Raw genomic sequence first — 17453 nt, 5'->3', positions numbered from 1 at the left:
CCCCCCGCCGCTTTTCATCCCAGGTCCTTTTCCCACGTCTGGCCGATGGACGCCGCGCCGAACATCTCGTGGCGCGTCTCGTCCACCAGTCGAAAGCCCTTCGCCTCGTAGATCCTTCGCGCGGAGACGAGGGCATCGTTGGTCCACAGCCGCATGGTGCGGTATCCCACCTGGTGCGCGAAACGGATGCACTCGTCCACCAGCGCGGCGCCGACGCCCAAGCCGCGGGCGGAGGGCTCCACCAGCAGCAGGCGCAGCCGGCCGACCTCGTCCGTGTCGCGGAACAGCATCACCGAGCCCACGCGTTCGCCGTTGCGCTCCGCGATCCAGCAGCGGTCCACCGCGGGGTCGTGCTGGAGCAGGAACTTCGCGGCGATGTCGGCCACCAGCCCCTCGAAGCGCTGGTCCCAGCCGTACTCGCGCCAGTACAGCTCCCCGTGCCGCTGAACGATCCATCCCACGTCCCCCGGCTGGTGGGTCCGCAGGATGAACGGCTGTGCGCCGCTCTCCGCTTCCATCGGCAATCCTCGTCTGTCGTCGTCTGCTTCACACGCCAATCGACCATCGCCCGTCAGGCCCGGCAAGGGCGCCGGATTGCCAGATGCGCGCGATGTGGGCATCTTCTTGTGTCCGTTCGCGTTGCCTTGCGCCCCGACATCCACCGCTCCGCCGCATGGAATCCCAGTCCCTGGGCCTGTTCGTCGCCTTTTCGGCAGGGCTGCTCAGCTTTCTTTCGCCCTGCGTGCTGCCGCTGGTGCCCAGCTACGCCACGTTCATCACGGGGATGAGCCTGGACGAGCTGGCCGACCACGAGCTGCGCGCGCGGCGCACGGCGCTGGTGCACGGGCTGCTGTTCGTGGCGGGGTTCACCGCCGTCTTCATGCTCCTGGGCGCGTCCGCCACCTTTCTGGGCGGGATGATGCGCTACGCCACCACCTGGCTGGAGCGCATCGGCGGCGTGATGCTGATCCTGTTCGGCGCGTACCTGCTGGGCATCCTTCGCCTTCCCGGCGCCGGCCGCGAGTGGCGCATGCACCTGGCCGACAAGCCCGCCGGGTACCTGGGCACCGTTCTCGTCGGCGTCACCTTCGGCGCGGGCTGGACCCCGTGCATCGGGCCGGTGCTGGGCGGTATCCTGACGCTCGCGGCCACGCGCAGCAGCATGGGCGAGGGGATGGGCCTTCTCGCCGTCTACTCCGCCGGCCTGGCGATTCCCTTTCTGCTGAGCACGCTGCTCATCCAGCGCTTCCTGTCGGCGTTCCGGCGGATGCGGGGATGGCTTCCGTGGATCAACCGCATCAGCGGCGCCATGCTGCTCGTTCTTGGCGTGCTGATGCTCACGGGCCAGTTCACCCTGCTCACCGCGCAGCTGGCCCGGTGGACGCCGGAGTGGCTGTCCACGCGACTCTGATCCGTCGACTGCGCTTGCTTTCGCACCCGCCGCGGGCCAGATTCCGGCCCCGCGGCGGTCCTGTTTTCCTCCCCTGAATCCCAAGCCCGGACGGCGCATGCCTCCACAAATCCGCATTCTCCTGGTGGACGACCACGCGATGCTGCGCTCCGGCCTGCGCGCGCTGCTGGAGGCGGAGCCCGGGTTCGTGGTGGTGGGCGAGGCGGGCACGGGCGAGGAAGCGGTGATGAAGGTGCCGCAGACCTGCCCCGACGTGGTGGTGATGGACCTGTCGATGCCCGGCATGGGCGGGCTGGAGGCCGTGAGGCAAATCGCCGCGCTGGGCACCACCGCCCGCGTGCTGGTGCTGACGATGCACGGCGAAGAAGAGCACCTGCTCCCTGTGCTGGAGGCGGGGGGAAGCGGCTACGTCACCAAGAGCAGCGCCGACGAGGAGCTGATCGAGGCCATCCGCACCGTGGCCGCCGGCGACGTGTTCCTGTATCCCAGTGGCGCCAAGCTCCTGCTGCGCGGCCTGAAGCAAAAGGCCGAGCCGGGCGAAGAGGATCCGCTCGGAAAGCTGACGGAGCGCGAGCGCGAGGTGCTGGGGTTCACCGTCGAGGGCTTCAGCAGCAGCGAGATCGGCAAGAAGCTGTTCATCAGCCCCAAGACGGTAGACACCTACCGCGCGCGGATCATGGAGAAGCTGGACCTTCACCACCGCAGCGAGCTCGTTCGCTTCGCACTCCGGCGCGGGCTGCTGAAGGCCGAGTAAAACCCGGGGCGCGCACGATGGCCGTGCCGCCTGTGCCTGACAATCGAGCACCCGTTGGAAACATATGCCGGTGGAGAACCGCAGGGTCGTCATCACGGGCGTGGGGATGGTCACCGCGCTGGGCAACAACGCCGCCGACACGTGGGAGGGCGTCAGGGCCGGCCGTTCCGGCGTCGGCCCGCTCACCCGGTGCCAGCTTCCCGGCTTGGCCCCGGAGATCGCCATCGCCGGCGAGGTGAAGAACTTCAGCGCCGATCCGGTGATCGACCGCAAGGACGCCCGGCGGATGGATTGGTTCATCCAGTACGCCCTCGTTGCCGCGCACGACGCCATGGTCAACGCGGGCTTGGGCGGGCTCGGGCCCGTGCCGAATCCGGAAGAGACGGGCACCATCGTCGGTTCCGGCATGGGCGGGCTGATCTCCATCATGGAGACCTCCGAGACCATGCGCGAAAAGGGGATGAACCGCGTTTCGCCGTTCTTCATCCCCGCCAGCATCATCAACCTGGCCGCCGGGCAGATCGCCATCCGCACCGGCGCGCAGGGGCCCAGCTACGCCCCCGTCTCTGCCTGCGCCAGCAGCAACCACGCGATCGGCGAGGCGTTCCACGCCATCCAGCGCGGTGACGCCCGGATGATGCTGGCCGGCGGCACCGAGGCCTGCCTGACGCCCATCTCCTTCGCCGGCTTTGCCGCGGCGCGCGCCCTCGCCACCCAGTACGAGACGCCGGAAACCGCGTCGCGCCCGTTCGACGCCACGCGCAGCGGCTTCGTGCACGGCGAGGGCGGCGGGGTGCTGGTGCTGGAGGAACTGGAAAGCGCCCGCGAGCGCGGCGCGCCCATCCTGGCCGAGATCATCGGGTTCGGCATGAGCGCCGACGCGTTCCACATCACCGCGCCGCCAGAGGACGGGGCGGGCGCGGCGCGGGCCATGAAGGCCGCCCTGCGCAGCGCCGGCCTGGCCCCGGAAGAGGTGTCGTACATCAATGCCCACGGCACGTCCACGCCGGTGGGCGACGCGGCCGAGACGCGCGCCATCCGCTCCGTGCTGGGCGCCCATGCCGACCGAGTGCCTGTGTCTTCCACCAAGTCGATGATCGGCCATGCGCTGGGCGGCAGCGCGTCCATCGAGGCGGGCGTCTGCGCGATGGCCATCCGCGACGGCATCATCCCGCCGACCATCAACCTGCGCACGCCGGACCCGGAGTGCGACCTGGACTACGTTCCCGACACCGCGCGCGAGCAGGCGCTGGACGTGGTTCTCAGCAACTCGTTCGGCTTCGGTGGGGCGAACACCACGCTCGTCCTGCGCCGCTTCGACGGCTGACGATCGACGGCGCAGGATCGAAAACGGGAGGCCCGGATCACCGGGCCTCCCGTTTTCATTCCACCGCGGCGGGGGCGTCAGCCGTTGCCGCCCTCGTGGCCATCCGCCGTGTCGTCGAGTCCCCCGGAGGTGTTCGACTCACTGGAGCGCCCGGCCGACGGGCTGGTGCCGGAGGAGTTTCCGCCGCCGGTCGATCCGCCGGCCGAGTATCCTCCGCCGTGCGACTGCCGCCCGCCGGTGACGTTCTGGGCCAGGTTGCGCACGCTGCCCAGGAACCCGCCACCGCCCGCACCGGAGCGACCGCCCCAGTTGCCGCCGCGGCCGCGCGACTGCCCGGGCTCGGAGATCTGCTCCACCGCCTCGGCCAGCTCGTAGCGGCCCTCGCGGCTGTCCAGGTCCGTCGCCACGTCCGCCTGGGCGATGATCCCCACCAGCCGGCCCTCGCGGTCGGTGATGGGAACGCGGCGCACCTGCTCGCGCTCCATGACGTTCAGCACGTCACGCAGCGAGTCGTTCTTGTTGCAGGTTTCCACCTGGGTGGTCATCACCTGGCTGACCGTGGTGGAGTTGGCGTCCAACCCGTCGGCGACGGCGCGGATGGCGATGTCGCGGTCGGTGAGCACGCCACGCAGGCGCTTGCTGCTTTCGCTCTCCACGACGGGGATGATGCCCACGTCCAGGTCGCGCATCTTGCGCGCGGCGTCGGCCAGCGACGTCTCGGGCGTCACCGTCTCGGGGTTGTCGGTCATCACGTCGGCCGCGCGCAGGCGCCGCAGCTCTTCGCCGCCGCCCTGCTGCCCGCCGCCGTACCCCGGGTCACCGAACCCGGAGCCGCCGCCCTGGCCCCCGCCGAACGACCCGCCGCCGTAGCCGCCCCGGCCACCGCTGCTCCATCCCCCGCCGTACCCGCCGGAGTTCTGCCCACCACCACCGTACCCGCCGCCGCCACCACCGCCGCCGTAGGAGCCCCCGCCATAGCCACCCCCGCCGTAGCCGCCGCCGGACTCACCGCGGAAGCCCGGGTCTCCGTAGCCGTAGCCGCCGTACCCCTGGCCGCCGCCGTACATCCCGCCGCCGAAGCCCTGGCCGCCGTAGCTGTACCCGCCGGATTGCCGGTCGCGGCCGCTGCCCCAGTCGGCATCTCCGGAGTAGCCCCCACCGCCGGAGCCGCCGCTGCCCGTGCTGTACCCGCCATAGCCGGAGCCGCCGCGCGCGCCGCCGTACCCGCCGGCGCCGAATTCGTTGTCGTACGCCCCGCCACCGGGCCCAAAGCCGGAGAAGCCGCCGCTCTGGCCGCCACCGGCGTCCGAGCCCATGCCGCCGTACTCACCGCCACGCGAGGCGCCACCGCGATTTCCCCCACCACCGCCGTACCCACCCTGGCCGAACCACCCGCGGTCCTGGCCGTAGTCGCGTCCGTAGCTTGCCATGCCTCGTCTCCTCGTTCTGGTGACCTGGCCTTCCAAAACTCACTCCCCGCACGGGGGAGAGGGAGGGACGGCGGGTGCAAGATGGATACCCCGCAACCGGGTCCTACGTCCTCCTCCGCCGCAGGGCGACGACGCCGAATCCGATCACGGCGATGGCCGCAAAGCTGAACCACTGCACGGCGTAGCTCAGGTGGTTCCCCTCGCCCATCTCCGGCAGCGGCACGGGGATGGGAGGATCGGGCACGGCGCCGTCCGCCAGCTGCTGCACGTGCACGGGCAGCACCTCGCCCTGCGCCCTCGCGCGAAGGGCAGCCAGGTCCAGCCGCCGGTACGTGGTATCGTCGCCTACGCGCCCTGCGGGCATCCCGCCGTCGGGACGCGTCTCCACCGGCAGCAGCACCCCGGTCACGGTGACCTCACCCGTGTCCGGCCGCAGCGCGGAGCGGTCGATCGTGGCCGCGTCGGGCGAGGGCGCCCAGCCGCGGTTCACCATCACCACGCGCCCGTCCCCCAGCACCAGCGGCGCGACGATGTGCACCCCCGGATTCCCCTCGCGGGCGCGGGCGCGCAGCACGACGGCGCCCGTGGGCGCGTAACGGCCCTGCACACGCACACGGCGCCAGACGTACGCGTCAGGATCCGACGTGACGGCGGCGGCCGTGGTGGCATCCAGCACCAGCGGACGCTGGGCAGTCGCGGTGCCCACCGCCTCGTTGCGGGCGCGCCGCTCCTTCAGCCGGTCCAGCTGCCACAGCCCCAGTCGCACGCACACGCCGGCGACGAGCAAAACGAATACGGCGGCGAGAATGCCGCGCACGGTGAACTTCACGGGATCGATGCGGGTTGGTCGAACGAGATCCAGGCCTGACGAAGCGAAAAGGTAATCGCTGCGGAAGGGGACGGAAACGGGGCGCCAGCCTCCATGGCCGGCGCCCCGCTCACGCTCCCCACTCGCGCCCGGATCAGATCGGGGCGGGCAGAGGATCGCGTCCCAGGCCGCCGTCGTCGCCGCGAGGCGGATACGAGTCGGCCTCGTGCAGCGGCATGCCATCGTACTCCCCCGTCGTCCGAACGGAGCCGGCAACCCCCATCGCCGACACCTCGTCGAACTCCTCGCGATACGCGGGGGCGCTCCGGCGGCGGCGCAGCAGGCCGCGGCGGGGCCGCTCCTCGCCGGTTTCGCCGCGCAGGGCCGTCAGCTCCGCCTCCTGCTCGTTGGCCACTTCCATCAGCCGGCGGGCGCGGCGCTCCCACAGCTCCGCCTTCTCCTGCGCGTGGGTGCTGTAGGCGGCGCGGCCCCGCACGTCCTGGTTCATGCCGAACTCGCGGATGGCGGGGCGGGCCGCCTCGTCCTCGTCGCTTTCGCCCGTCAGGTACCCCAGCACCAGCCCCGCCAGGAACACGCCGCCCAGCAGCGGGAAGGCGTTCTCGCGCGCCTTGCGGCGCACGGGGGCCATCACGTCGAGCTTCTCCTCCACCTGCGCCCGCTTGCGGACGAGGGCTTCCTCGATCTGCTCGATGGTGTCGGACATCCGCGCGCGCGTCTGCTCGATCTGCAGGCGCGCCAGCTCGGGGTCGCTCACGTCGGCGATGGTCCCGGGCGCCGTCGTGTGGACGGACGCGGAAGCCGTCACGTGAGTCGATGAGGCAGCGGCCGTGTGGCCCGACGACGGGGTGATCACGACTTCGGGATGGGTCACGCGCCCGGGCACGGCCCCGCCGGCGAGCGCCACGTCGGGGACGGTATCGTCGTCCCCACGCGTTACGTTCAGGTCAGCCATAGGTCACTCCCGGTCAGCGAAGGAGCCGGCCAATGAAGAAGCCGGCGATTCCGGCGATCACCAGCGTCTGGAGCGGACGCTCGTTGTACCGCTGTTCGAACTGGTCTCCGGCGCCGCGCGCGCCGGCCGCCACCGTCTGCACGCCGTCGCGCAGCTGCGTCATGGGATCGGTGCTGGGCGGGCGGTAGTCGCCGTCGCCCAGCGCGGCCCCGCCGTACAGGTCGGCGCGAGGTGCCGGGTGCATCACGGCCTCCACGCGGCTGCGCACCGCGCCCGCGCCCGCCGCCACCGAGTCGGCCACGCCCGACGCGCGTACCTTCTCGCGCGCCTGGTCGGCCAGCTCGGCCGCGCGCACGCGGGCGTGCACCGCCAGGGTGCGGGCCTGCTCGGCCATCACGGCCGCACGCTCACGCGCCTGCTCCGCCACGTCCGAAACGGTCTCGCGCGCCTGCCCGGCCACCTCCGAAACGGTCTCGCGCGCCTGCCCGGCCACGTCCGATACGGTGTCGCGCACCTGGTCCATGCGCGAGCCGTGCGCCATCAGGTGCTCGCGGGCGGCGTTGGTCGCGTCGAGCTCCGGGCCCTCGCCCGCGCCCAGCCCCATGGCCGCCATCACGTCCGACACCCAGCGGTAGTGCCGCTCTTCGTCGAGCGCGGCCCGGTCGATGATGCGCTTGATGTTGTTGGGCCAGAAGTTGGCCTTGGCCGCGTACGTGTCGTACTTGGCGCGCACCTGCAGCTCGTTGTGGCGGAAAGCCGTGAGCAGGCCGCGGTCGCCCGCCAGGCCGGCCAGGCTCTGCAACGCCAGCTTGAACGGCCCGGTGAGGTGCGGGTGGTTCTTCGGCTGGCCGCCCAGCTCCGAGATCAGCTCGTTCAGCTCGCGGATGTGCCGCTCGTGCTCGCGCAGGAACCCGGCGATCTGGGCCGCGTGGTCGCGGTCCTTGAGCTTTTCCATCGCGATCTCGTACGCGCCGACGGCATCATGGTCGAGCTGGAGCAGGTCGTTCAACCCGTCCAGGATCTCGGCCGTGGCCGCCGGTACGGTTCCCACCTCCGGGCGTGTCGTATCGGTGTCCACCGCTTCCTCCCTCCGTGAGAATCCCTTGTCCCGGTCCTGCTCTGCCGCGCCGTGCCCGCGCGGCTCGGGAGGGCGCGGCCATGCACGAGCCGTTCCACCCTCCCCGTTCAGCGGGGACGCGCCCGGGAAGGGCGTCGGACGCCGCACCAGCGGGCGCTGTCCTTGCACTGCACGGACGGCGACGCGGGAAGGCCGTCAGTGGGACGGAGCGCCCCGGCGTACGGGAAAAGTAAGGAGATACCCCATGAGACTGGCAGTTCGAGCCTCGTTTCTCACCATCATGTTCGCCGCCCTGTCCGGATGCGCCGGGCTGGGCCTCGAGCAGGTGCTACAGGCCCCGTCCTTCCGCGTGGACAGCGGCCAGCAGGCGCAGCTCCGGCTGCTTCCGCCGTCGATGGACCGCCCCACCGGCGGCGCGGCCGTGCGGCTGTACGCGCGGGTGAGCAACCCCAACCCGGTGGGCCTCACGCTCACGCGGCTGATCGGCAGCCTGTCGCTCTCCGGCCGCGAGGCCGCCGACGTCAGCTTTCCGCTGGGCGTGCCCATGCAGGCGAATGGCGAAACGGTGATCCCCATCGACATCGCCATCGACTTCAGCGACGTCCCGGGCCTGCTGGACGTGGCCCGCAATGCGCTCTCCGGCCGCGGCATCAACTACCAGCTGAACGGCACCATCGGGGTGGATGCCGGGCTGCTGGGCCAGCCCAGCTTCGGCCCCATGCGGCTGCTCGAAGGCGACCTGCGCGTCACCCGCTGAGCCAAGGGTTGCTGGAACGAAGCCCCTCCGTCGTGCCCACGACGGAGGGGCTTCGGCTTTCAGAACGGCTGCGGCGGCAAGGGAGGACCGGTTCCCGGCCGCCACCGGAACAGGGCATCCTGGGCGCGCATGCAGGCTTCGTCATACTGGTCGGGGCTGATGCTTTGCGATGCGTACAGTGCCACCGCCGTCGCCCGGATGCGCAGGCGGACCCGGGGAATAACCACCCGTCCCAGGAACAGGATGACCGCGCTGTATGCGGCCCCTGCGTACAGTATCCACGGATCGAGAACAAACGAGAGCAGCACAAACACCAGGTACACGCCGTACCAGGACAAACGCAGCACCTCGATGGCTCGTGCCGCCCACATCAGCCGGCGCAGGTTTCTCACCGTAGGTTCCATGACGACCTATCCTTTCTGCACCTGGTACACCGTGTATATCACGAGCGCGAAGGTATCGGGCAGAACGATGCCGACCAGCAAGCGTTTCGTTCCTGTTAGTTTCCCTCCGTCGCGCTGCCACGAGTGCTCGCGATCGACATCGACCGACATGAGCAACGCGAGCACGAGGACCAGCAGCCAGCCGATCGCTGGCGACACGTCGGTTCCCGCCTCGGCCAGCCGGATGTCGCTTACGACGATGCCGAACGTCATGAACAGGAGCGTCGTTCCGATCGCCCAATCGTTGCGACGAGGGGTAGGGTCTCCCTCGCGCCTGCCCAGCCGGCGGGTGTACATGCCGACCAGTGTGAGCATAAGCGGATATCCGAGCAGCTGCACCGCGGCGTTCGCGAACGGGTCTCTCATCTCCGGCCGGCACTCTCGACGTGAAGCGCAAACCTGCACCGTGCGTCTAATTTGCACGGACCGAAGCTGACAGTCAAGACAATCGTTTGCGCCACCGGCCGCACCACTTCACGTGGGCGGCCGGGGCGAACCGGAGGCGCCATCCGCCTGCCCGCCAACAATTTGGCATCACGTCACATCCGCCGCGCAAGGAACGGCCGGAGGCGCCGACACCGATCACGCCAGCGTGTGAAAGCACCGAATTGCAGAAACGAGAAAGGGAGCGCCGAAGCGCTCCCTTTCTCGTTTCACTCCCCCTGTCACACCCCATGAAGCTTTCCATCTCGCGGGTCCCCCAACCCGCGTCCTGCTCCCCCCATCACCACCCCACCCGTGCCGGCGAACGTCCCCCAACGTCCGGCCCGGCACCCTGCTCCGCGGGTCCCCCAACCCGCGGCCCTGCTCAGGCTTCCTTGCCCGTTCCGGCCAGGATACCCACCGCCCTGAAGCACTTGTGGCAGTATAGCGCCGCCGCGTACTCACCCTCGGGATTGGTGACCGACGCAAACCCGTTGGGGTCGATCTCCGGCTCGATGAACGCCAGGACCTCGATGGTGTCGGGCCCGCACATCGGGCACGGCACGTTGGAGGGATCCTTCCGGTACGCCATCAGCAGCTCGAGCGCTTCCGCATCCGTAAACGGGCCTTTGGGCTGCGGGAGGGCCTCGGCGAGCTCCTTCACGATCCGGTTCATAGCGGCCTCCTTCGGGTTCCCTCTATTCGTCAGCCTGCTCAGCTCTCGATCGTCGTGTGCCCCATCGTAAAGCAACCCGTGTGCCATCCCCTTGACCACCAACCAGATGTGCGAGATCGATGATTCCCGCGCGGATGGCCCTCCCCCTTCCCGGCGGCGATCCTCCGCCCTTTCCGTGCGCATCGGTAAAGCAAGCACCGTTCCAAAGTGCGCCGACGAAACGCAAGCCGATGGATTCCATCGGCTTGCGTCATCCCCGCGAGCGGAACGGCCGTCGTCAGTTGGGCAGCGGGGGAGATCCGGGCCTGAGCGTGCGCTCGAACAGTTCGTAGATGCGGCGGTACTCGTCGGTCCACGAATCCGCCCGCTGGAAGGCGTGGCCCTCCACGGGGTACACCGCCAGCTCCCAGTTGGTCTTGCCCAGCTCGATCAGCCGCTGCGCCAGGCGCGCCACGTCCTGAAAGTGCACGTTCACGTCCACCATCCCGTGCGCGATCAGCAGGTCGCCGCGCAGCCCCTCGGCGAAGTAGATGGGCGACGAGCGGCGGTAGGCCAGCGTGTCCTCGTGCGGCAGGTTCAGGATGCGGCTGGTGTACCAGTGGTTGTAGTGCGCCCAGTCGGTCACCGATCGCAGGGCCGCGCCGCTGCGGAAGGTTTCCGGCTCGGTGAACATCCCCATCAGCGTGATGAACCCGCCGTAGGAGCCGCCGTAGATGCCCACGCGCTTCGGGTCCACCCCCTCCCGGGCCACCATCCACCGCACGGCATCCACCTGGTCCGTCAGGTCCTTGCCGCCCATGTGCCGGTAGATGCCCGTGCGCACCGCCGCACCGTAGCCGGCCGAGCCGCGGTAGTCCACGTCCATCACGGTGTACCCCCGCGAGGCCAGCAGGTGATGGAACATGTACTCCCGGAAATACGTGCTCCACCCGCGATGCGCGTTCTGCAGGTACCCGGCGCCGTGCACGAAGATCACCGCGCCCCCGTGCGGCTGCGCGCCCAGGTCGCGCGGGCGGAAGATGCGGGCGTACACCGTCTGCCCGTCGCGCGCGGCGAACGACACCACCTCCGGACGAATCCACGGGCCGCGGCGGAACTCGGCCGTGCGCGACTCCGTCACCTGACGCGGCCGCGCGCCGGGGCGGTTGGGCATCAGGTACAGCTCCGGCGGCGCGTTCGCGGTCGAGTGCAGCAGCGCCAGCCAGCGCGCGTCGGGGGACGGCGTGACGGTGGTCCACCCCTCCAGCGGCGACACACGGGTGCGCGGCCCGCCGCCGACGGGGATCGAGTAGACGGCCCGCTCGCCGGGGTGTGTTTCGCTGGTGGTGACCAGGAAGCTGCGCCGGTCGGGGGAGAGGGTGACGTCCTCCACCTCCCACTGGCCCGAGGTGATGGCCGTCGCCATGCCGCCGGTGGCGGGTGCGGTGTACAGGTGCGCGTAGCCGGTGCGCTCGGAAACGAAGTAGATGTGGTCGTTGGAGAGCCAGCTGGCGGTGAACAGCCCCGGGCCGCCCACCCACGCCGTGTCGCGCAGTGCGTCCACCGTCGTCGTGCGCCCATCCGGCCCCACCACGTAGATCCAGCGGTCCTTGTAGTCGAACGGAACGCCGACCAGCAGCGCGCGGTCCTCCGTGGGGGCCCAGCCGGCGGGGGTGATCGCCAGCTTGCGCGCCGCGTGGGCACTGTCAGGGGCGATCCACGTCAGCCGGGAGGTGTGGAGGTCCAGGATGGCGGCCTTCTCCACGTCCTGCACGTCGCCCACCTTGTTGCGCACGTTCAGGGGCTCGGTGTAGCCGCTTTCCGTGACCCACGCGGGCACCATCGTCTGCTGGTCGCCCTCCACGTTCTCGCTGACGCCCAGCAGCACGTACCGCCCGGAAGGCGACACGTCGAAGTAGCTGATGGTGGTGTTCTTCCCCAGGTACGCGGGCCGCACGGTGGCACGAAGCGAATCCAGCAGTTCGCGGCGCTCCCGCTCCGCCCGGCGGTCGCGGACCACGTCGAAGAGCTCCGCCTGCCGGGTGCGCAGGTCGCCGCGCGCGCCGGTGGGCTCGTTCGTCCTCGGGGCGTTGTCCAGCCGCAGGTCCGTCAGCTGGCGCAGGGGCCCGCCCGCGACGGGGACGGAGAACAGGTTGTTGGCCGACATCCAGAACACCGTGCGGCCGTCCAGCGACAGCTCCGGGCCGCGCTCGCGCGCCGGCGTGTCGGTGATGCGGCGCTCGGCACCATTCCGGTCCACCACGAACACGTCGCCGCGCCGTTCGAAGGCGCGCCGCGAGCGGTCCAGCGTCCACCCCCCGCCGCCGGACGGGGGAAGGACCCGATCGGCGACCGAGTCCGGCAGCATCTCGGGCGCGCCGCCGCCCACGGCCACGCGGTACACGTGCGTCGCCGTGTCGCGCGCCTCGGGCTGCCGCCAGCGGAAGTACACCCAGCGGCCGTCCGGCGACCAGCGGACCTCGTCGGGCGAGCGGCCCACCAGCTCGGGACCGCGCATGATGTTGCGGACGGACAGGTCGAAGCCGTTGGCGGCCGTCTGCGCGCGCGCGGGCGCCGCCTGCGTGAGCAGAAGCGCGCCCGCGGCCGCGGCCCGAGCAGAAAAACGCATCATCGACGTTCCAGGGAGGGTGAGGGGGATACCTGCGAATTCCTTAGCACAGTCTACGCAAACGCGCCCGGCGCTACAAGGCGCCGGGCGCGGAGGATCCGGCCGGGGCGGCTCAGCCGGGAAGCTGGATCTCGGGCTTCTCGGGGTGGGGCCGGTACAGCACACCTACGCGGCCGATGGCCTGCACCGCCACGGCCCCGTCGATCCGTTCGGCGAGCGCCGCGGCGCCCTCGCGCGCGGTCATGGGCGCCGCTTCCAGGATCTTCACCTTCAGCAGCTCGCGGGTGTTGAAGGCCTCCTCCAGCGACCGTACGGTTTGGTCGGTCACGCCTTCCTTGCCCACGAAGAGCACCGGGTTCAGGTGGTGCGCCAGCGACTTGAGGTGCGCCCGCTGCTTGGGAGTCAGTTCCACGGCCTGGCCTGCGGTCGATGTTGGAAGTTTCGTTGCCTCGCGCGGACAAGATAGCGAGTGGCGTGCCGCCGTGCAGGGGGGAGAACGCGAGCCCCGCCGCGCACGAAAGGCGGGGCGGGGCTGCGGGTCCGTCTGGACCTGGAGCGATCAGGCCAGTTCCACGCGGTTGCGGCCGTTGCTCTTGGCCTGGTACAGCGCACGGTCGGCCGCGCGAACCAGGTCCGTGTGGCTGGTGGCGTCGGTGGGGAACGCCGCCACGCCAAAGCTGGCGGTCAGCGGACGGGGCACCTCGGCGTTGGGGGGCAGCGCCTCCACCAGCACCCGCAGCCGCTCCGCCAGCTTCAGCCCCTCTTCCTTGGTGGTCTCGGGAAAGACGAGGGCGAACTCCTCGCCGCCGTAGCGGCAGGCACTGTCGGTGCTCCGGAACGCGTGCCGCACCGCCCGCCCGATCCGCTGCAGCGCGTGGTCGCCCACCTCGTGGCCGAAGTCGTCGTTGATGGCCTTGAAGCGGTCGATGTCCAGCAGCACCAGGCACAGCGGCCGGTTGTACCGCTGCGAGCGCGCCAGCTCGTTCTCCAGGATCTCATCGAAGCCGCGGCGGTTGTGGCAGCCGGTCAGCGGGTCGATGGTGGCCTGCGCGCGAAGCCGGTCCAGCAGCTCGGCGTTGCGCAGCGCGATGGCCGACGAGTCGGCAAGGGCGCGCAGCAGGGCCAGGTCGTGCGGCTCGTACGGCGCGTCGGTCATCCGGCGGCCCAGGATCAGCAGCCCCGCCTCTTCGTCGCCGAAGTCCAGCGGCGCCACCACGGCCACTTCGGCCGGCACGTGGTCGCGGATCTCCGCGTCTTCGGGGGGGATCACCGGCGGCTGGCCCGGGGCCGCGATGGCCCGCACCACCCGGCCCGGAATGGCGAACGCCACCGACTCGCCACGAAGCGAGCGCACGGCGCGGCAGGTGTACTGCTCGCCCTCGGTGTGGTACAGCGCCGCCCACCAGGCAAAGAACACCTCGCCCACCGAGTCAAGCACCAGCCGCTCCGTCTCCTCCGCGCCGCGAACCACGGCCAGCGTGCGCGCCACCTGCTGCAGCGCGCCCAGGTGAAAGCGAAGCTGGTCCAGCTCCAGCGTCTGCGCGGCGCGGTGCTGCTGCACCGCCCACACCCGCTCCAGCTGCTCGGCGACGGCCTGCACCGCCTGGGGGTCGTACAGGGCCGTGTGGGCGCCCGCCAGAACCCTTCCCTGCCCTCCGGGCGCGTCGAAGCCCGCCAGCGGCACCAGCCCCTCTGCGTCGTCACCCACGGCCAGCGGCACGGGGCGCGTGGGCACCTCCACCCGGGCCGGGCCACCGGTCAGCGCGCGCACGGCATCCACGCACGCCTGCGCCACCTGCGTGGGCGTGCCCAGCAGCGGAACGGCCGCGAATGCCTGCGACACCGCGGGCACCTGCGGCCCTGCGGAATCGCCCGCGTCTTCCGCGGTAGCCCGCAAGCGCGGCGGCGCTTCCATGCGAACGTGCATCGTGGCGAGGGATAGGGGCCCGGGCGGGGCAGACCCGGCGGGGAGGCCGGGGCGGCTGGCTGATACCGGAGCGTGGTGCAGTTACTCTAACAGCCGCACGCGCCAGTAGACAAGTGCAGGTAGCGAAAACGGGGCCGTACGCACAATCAGGCCGATTTGTAGGGAGCGGCGAGCGGAACTCCTTGCCCCGCACGCGGTTCGGCCCTGATCACTATCGGCCGCGCGCTCCCGCCAGGGCGTGGAGGGCTGGCGGGAGATGCCACGGCTGCCGCGATTTGCGAGATCAGTCGCCGAACGAAATGCCCAGCTGGCGCGCCGTCATCACCAACTCCGAATCCGCCGGCACGCGCTTGATGTCGCGGATGGCGTCGCCCAGCGGAACGGCGCGGATGTAGTTGCCCTGCAGCGCCACCATGGTGCCCAGCTGGCCTTCGCGGATGCAGCGCACCGCCGCCGCGCCGAAGCGAAGCGCAAGGCTGCGGTCGTAGGCGATGGGCTCCCCGCCGCGCTGGATGTGGCCCAGTACCATCGAACGGGTTTCCTTCTCGGTCGCGTCATGGAGTTGGGCGGCGATGCGGTCGGCGATGCCGCCGTAGCGCCCCGTCTCGTCGGCGTAGCTGGCCTCGCCGTCCCGCGGCCGCGCGCCCTCGGCCACCACCACGATGCTGAAACGGCGCCGCTGGAGATCGCGCTCCCGCACCTTGTCGGCGATCTTGGCGATGTCGTACGGGATTTCGGGGATCAGGATGACGTCGGCGCCACCCGCCAGCCCCGACTCCAGGGCGATCCACCCCGTGTGCCGTCCCATCAGCTGCACCACCATCACCCGCTGGTGCGCCTCGGCGGTGCTGTGCAGCCGGCCGATGGCGTCCGTGGCCACCTCCACCGCCGACTGGAAGCCGAAGGTGACGTCGGTGGCGCTCAGGTCGTTGTCGATGGTCTTAGGCACGCCGATCACCGGCAGCCCCTTCTGGTGCAGCGCGTGCGCGATGCTCAGCGACCCGTCGCCGCCGATGGCGATCAGAGCGTCGATCTCGCACTCCCGGAAGCGCTGCACGATCTCGTCCGACCGGTCCACCGTGCCCCAGGTGCCGTCAGGCTGGCGCACCTCGAGACCGAAGGGGTTGCCGCGGGTGGTGGTGCCCAGGATGGTGCCGCCCAGGTGGGTGATCCCGCGGACCGCTTGGGCGGTCAGCGGAAAGAGCCCCTCCTCGCCGTCGACCTCGCCCTCCAGGATGCCCATGTATCCCCGGCGGATGCCGAACACCTCCCACCCCTCGTTCAGGGCGGCCAGGGTAGCCGCGCGGATCACGGCGTTCAGCCCCGGGGCATCCCCGCCACCCGTGTTGATGGCGATCCGGCGGACCTTCGTCTTGCTGCTGTCGGACATGGCTTTCACGGTGCGGAGTCGGCGGCATCCTGGCGCGGGAAAGATACGCAGGCGCGGCGGGCGGGCAAGCGCGGGTTGACACACCCGCCACGGGGGGACAGCTTCCGCGGAACGCCGCGGCCGTACGGGCCGGGGCGGATCAGGAGACGAATGGGAATGGTCGACGAAAAGGAAGTGCGCAAGGCGCTGCGCAAGGTGAAGGACCCCGAGCTCAAGCTGGACCTTGTGGTGCTGGGGCTGATCTACGACATCAAGATCGATGGGGGCCGGGTGGACGTCACGATGTCGCTCACGTCGCCGGGATGCCCCGTGGCGGGCGAGCTGCTGACCAAGGCGCGCGAAGCGGTGGAGTCGGTTCCCGGCGTGGAGCAGGCCGAGGTGGAGCTCACGTTTTCGCCGCCCTGGTCGGCAGACCGCATCAACCCCACGATCCGGGCCGCGCTGGGCCTTTGATCGGGGAGACATCGATCAAGAAATGGGGAGCCGCCCCGAAGGACGGCTCCCCTTTTTCGTGCCGCGGAAACCGGGGTTACTCGGTAACCGTGATCGTGCCGCGCATGCCCATGCCGGCGTGCGGCATGCAGACGTAGTTGTACGTGCCGGGCGCCCAGTCGGCCGGGACCTCGAAGTTCTGCCCCGCCTGCGTGTAGAGCGGGCTGTCCGCGGGCGGCGTGAAGCCGGCCGGGTTGCCCTGCGCCAGGCTGAACGACACGTTGTGCGGAGCGGTGCCGTCGGCCATGGTCCAGCGGATGCGGTCGCCGCGCTTTACGGTGATCGCCGCGGGCTCGAACTGTCCGGAGGCGCCGTTCTGGGTGGTCACCATCTTGACGTCGTGCACGGTGCCCGACCCGGGCGCCGGCGCCGGGGCGGAGGCATCCGTGGCCGGGGCGGGGGCCGCCGCGGTCTCGGTGCCCTGCGCCGCCGTGTCGGTGGAAGCAGTCTGCTCATCGCCGCCGCCGCATGCGGCCGCAAGCGCGAGCAGCGCAATGGCCGGAAGCTTCATCAGATCGCGAGTCATCGTGATCAACTCTCTCCTAAAGGTGTCGAAGTCGGTCGCACAGGCTCGTTCCCTGAGCGAGCCGGAAGATACCCGCCCGCAAGCCCCGGCACAATACCGATTTACGGTCTGGTGGCGTACGAATGCTCCGTACGATTCCGTGCTTTCATGTGGGGAAAAGTCCTACAGCGATGACTCACGCAGCGCCGCAGAGACGCAGGAGAGGTGTCGCCGTTCTCTCTCTGCGCCTCTGCGTGAGGCCTCTGTTGTTTGTGGGGTAGAAACGCCAAACGCCCGCCCTGATCACGAAGATCAGGGCGGGCGTTCGGAATAAAAGGCCGGCGGCGCCGTACTCTCCCACCGGGTGGCCCCGGCAGTACCATCCGCGCAGCGGGTTTTCACTTCCGAGTTCGGGATGGGATCGGGTGGATCCCCCGCGCCATAGCCACCG

General features: G+C 70.4%; 18 protein-coding genes and 1 rRNA gene. 5 read left to right on the top strand and 14 right to left on the bottom strand.

The window, feature by feature from the left end; all coding sequences use genetic code 11:
- Nucleotides 1–14 precede the first annotated feature (14 nt).
- Nucleotides 15–518 carry a GNAT family N-acetyltransferase gene (locus tag VF632_RS11210; RefSeq protein ID WP_331022975.1) on the bottom strand — a complete coding sequence of 168 codons (504 nt, stop codon included), beginning with the start codon at nucleotides 516–518 and terminating at the stop codon, nucleotides 15–17.
- Nucleotides 519–673: 155 nt separating this feature from the next.
- Between VF632_RS11210 and VF632_RS11205 the strand changes: the two genes are divergently transcribed.
- The 3 genes from VF632_RS11205 (at nucleotide 674) to fabF (ending at nucleotide 3492) form a co-directional block, all read left to right on the top strand.
- Complete coding sequence (locus VF632_RS11205) at nucleotides 674–1411, top strand: cytochrome c biogenesis CcdA family protein (RefSeq protein WP_331022974.1); 738 nt, start codon at nucleotides 674–676, stop codon at nucleotides 1409–1411.
- Nucleotides 1412–1508: 97 nt separating this feature from the next.
- Nucleotides 1509–2165, top strand: coding sequence for a response regulator transcription factor (locus tag VF632_RS11200; RefSeq protein ID WP_331022973.1), 657 nt, complete (start codon nucleotides 1509–1511; stop codon nucleotides 2163–2165).
- 70 nt (nucleotides 2166–2235) lie between these two features.
- On the top strand, nucleotides 2236–3492 hold the full coding sequence (gene fabF, locus VF632_RS11195; protein WP_331022972.1) for a beta-ketoacyl-ACP synthase II: 1257 nt from the start codon (nucleotides 2236–2238) through the stop codon (nucleotides 3490–3492).
- A 77-nt stretch (nucleotides 3493–3569) separates the two neighbouring features.
- On the opposite strand, the gene VF632_RS11190 is transcribed toward fabF, so the two are convergent.
- The 4 genes from VF632_RS11190 to VF632_RS11175 form a co-directional block, all read right to left on the bottom strand.
- Nucleotides 3570–4922 carry a CBS domain-containing protein gene (locus tag VF632_RS11190; RefSeq protein WP_331022971.1) on the bottom strand — a complete coding sequence of 451 codons (1353 nt, stop codon included), beginning with the start codon at nucleotides 4920–4922 and terminating at the stop codon, nucleotides 3570–3572.
- Nucleotides 4923–5025: 103 nt separating this feature from the next.
- Nucleotides 5026–5751, bottom strand: coding sequence for an SURF1 family protein (locus tag VF632_RS11185; RefSeq protein ID WP_331022970.1), 726 nt, complete (start codon nucleotides 5749–5751; stop codon nucleotides 5026–5028).
- A 133-nt stretch (nucleotides 5752–5884) separates the two neighbouring features.
- Complete coding sequence (locus VF632_RS11180; RefSeq protein ID WP_331022969.1) at nucleotides 5885–6703, bottom strand: hypothetical protein; 819 nt, start codon at nucleotides 6701–6703, stop codon at nucleotides 5885–5887.
- A 13-nt stretch (nucleotides 6704–6716) separates the two neighbouring features.
- Nucleotides 6717–7781, bottom strand: a complete 1065-nt coding sequence (locus VF632_RS11175; protein WP_331022968.1) for a DUF2383 domain-containing protein — start codon at nucleotides 7779–7781, stop codon at nucleotides 6717–6719.
- Nucleotides 7782–8025: 244 nt separating this feature from the next.
- Here VF632_RS11175 and VF632_RS11170 point away from each other — a divergent pair, with 244 nt between their 5' ends.
- Nucleotides 8026–8538, top strand: coding sequence for an LEA type 2 family protein (locus tag VF632_RS11170; RefSeq protein WP_331022967.1), 513 nt, complete (start codon nucleotides 8026–8028; stop codon nucleotides 8536–8538).
- Between the two features lie 59 nt (nucleotides 8539–8597).
- Here the strand turns inward: VF632_RS11170 and VF632_RS11165 are convergent, their stop codons facing one another.
- The 7 genes from VF632_RS11165 to VF632_RS11135 all read right to left on the bottom strand — a co-directional run bounded on the left by VF632_RS11165 (nucleotide 8598) and on the right by VF632_RS11135 (nucleotide 16005).
- Nucleotides 8598–8942: a hypothetical protein gene (locus tag VF632_RS11165; RefSeq protein WP_331022966.1), complete on the bottom strand. Its 345-nt coding sequence runs from the start codon at nucleotides 8940–8942 to the stop codon at nucleotides 8598–8600.
- Between the two features lie 6 nt (nucleotides 8943–8948).
- Nucleotides 8949–9296 carry a hypothetical protein gene (locus tag VF632_RS11160; RefSeq protein WP_331022965.1) on the bottom strand — a complete coding sequence of 116 codons (348 nt, stop codon included), beginning with the start codon at nucleotides 9294–9296 and terminating at the stop codon, nucleotides 8949–8951.
- A 493-nt stretch (nucleotides 9297–9789) separates the two neighbouring features.
- Nucleotides 9790–10080: a hypothetical protein gene (locus VF632_RS11155; protein ID WP_331022964.1), complete on the bottom strand. Its 291-nt coding sequence runs from the start codon at nucleotides 10078–10080 to the stop codon at nucleotides 9790–9792.
- 277 nt (nucleotides 10081–10357) lie between these two features.
- Complete coding sequence (locus tag VF632_RS11150; RefSeq protein WP_331022963.1) at nucleotides 10358–12691, bottom strand: S9 family peptidase; 2334 nt, start codon at nucleotides 12689–12691, stop codon at nucleotides 10358–10360.
- Nucleotides 12692–12800: 109 nt separating this feature from the next.
- The gene (yhbY, locus tag VF632_RS11145) at nucleotides 12801–13100 is read right to left on the bottom strand and encodes a ribosome assembly RNA-binding protein YhbY (RefSeq protein WP_331022962.1); all 300 of its coding nucleotides are present in this window, start codon (nucleotides 13098–13100) and stop codon (nucleotides 12801–12803) included.
- A 147-nt stretch (nucleotides 13101–13247) separates the two neighbouring features.
- A complete protein-coding gene (locus VF632_RS11140) occupies nucleotides 13248–14615 on the bottom strand; it encodes a sensor domain-containing diguanylate cyclase (protein ID WP_331022961.1) in 1368 nt (455 codons plus the stop codon).
- Between the two features lie 283 nt (nucleotides 14616–14898).
- Complete coding sequence (locus tag VF632_RS11135; protein ID WP_331022960.1) at nucleotides 14899–16005, bottom strand: ATP-dependent 6-phosphofructokinase; 1107 nt, start codon at nucleotides 16003–16005, stop codon at nucleotides 14899–14901.
- 156 nt (nucleotides 16006–16161) lie between these two features.
- Between VF632_RS11135 and VF632_RS11130 the strand changes: the two genes are divergently transcribed.
- Nucleotides 16162–16458 carry a metal-sulfur cluster assembly factor gene (locus tag VF632_RS11130; RefSeq protein WP_331022959.1) on the top strand — a complete coding sequence of 99 codons (297 nt, stop codon included), beginning with the start codon at nucleotides 16162–16164 and terminating at the stop codon, nucleotides 16456–16458.
- A 76-nt stretch (nucleotides 16459–16534) separates the two neighbouring features.
- Here the strand turns inward: VF632_RS11130 and VF632_RS11125 are convergent, their stop codons facing one another.
- Together VF632_RS11125 and rrf are read right to left on the bottom strand one after the other, a co-directional pair.
- Nucleotides 16535–17008 carry a plastocyanin/azurin family copper-binding protein gene (locus tag VF632_RS11125; protein ID WP_331022958.1) on the bottom strand — a complete coding sequence of 158 codons (474 nt, stop codon included), beginning with the start codon at nucleotides 17006–17008 and terminating at the stop codon, nucleotides 16535–16537.
- Nucleotides 17009–17338: 330 nt separating this feature from the next.
- A 5S ribosomal RNA gene (gene rrf, locus VF632_RS11120) occupies nucleotides 17339–17453 on the bottom strand; the annotation flags it as partial.

The organism is Longimicrobium sp., from assembly GCF_036388275.1.
GTDB lineage: Bacteria > Gemmatimonadota > Gemmatimonadetes > Longimicrobiales > Longimicrobiaceae > Longimicrobium.
This window is presented reverse-complemented; position numbering and strand designations above follow the sequence as displayed.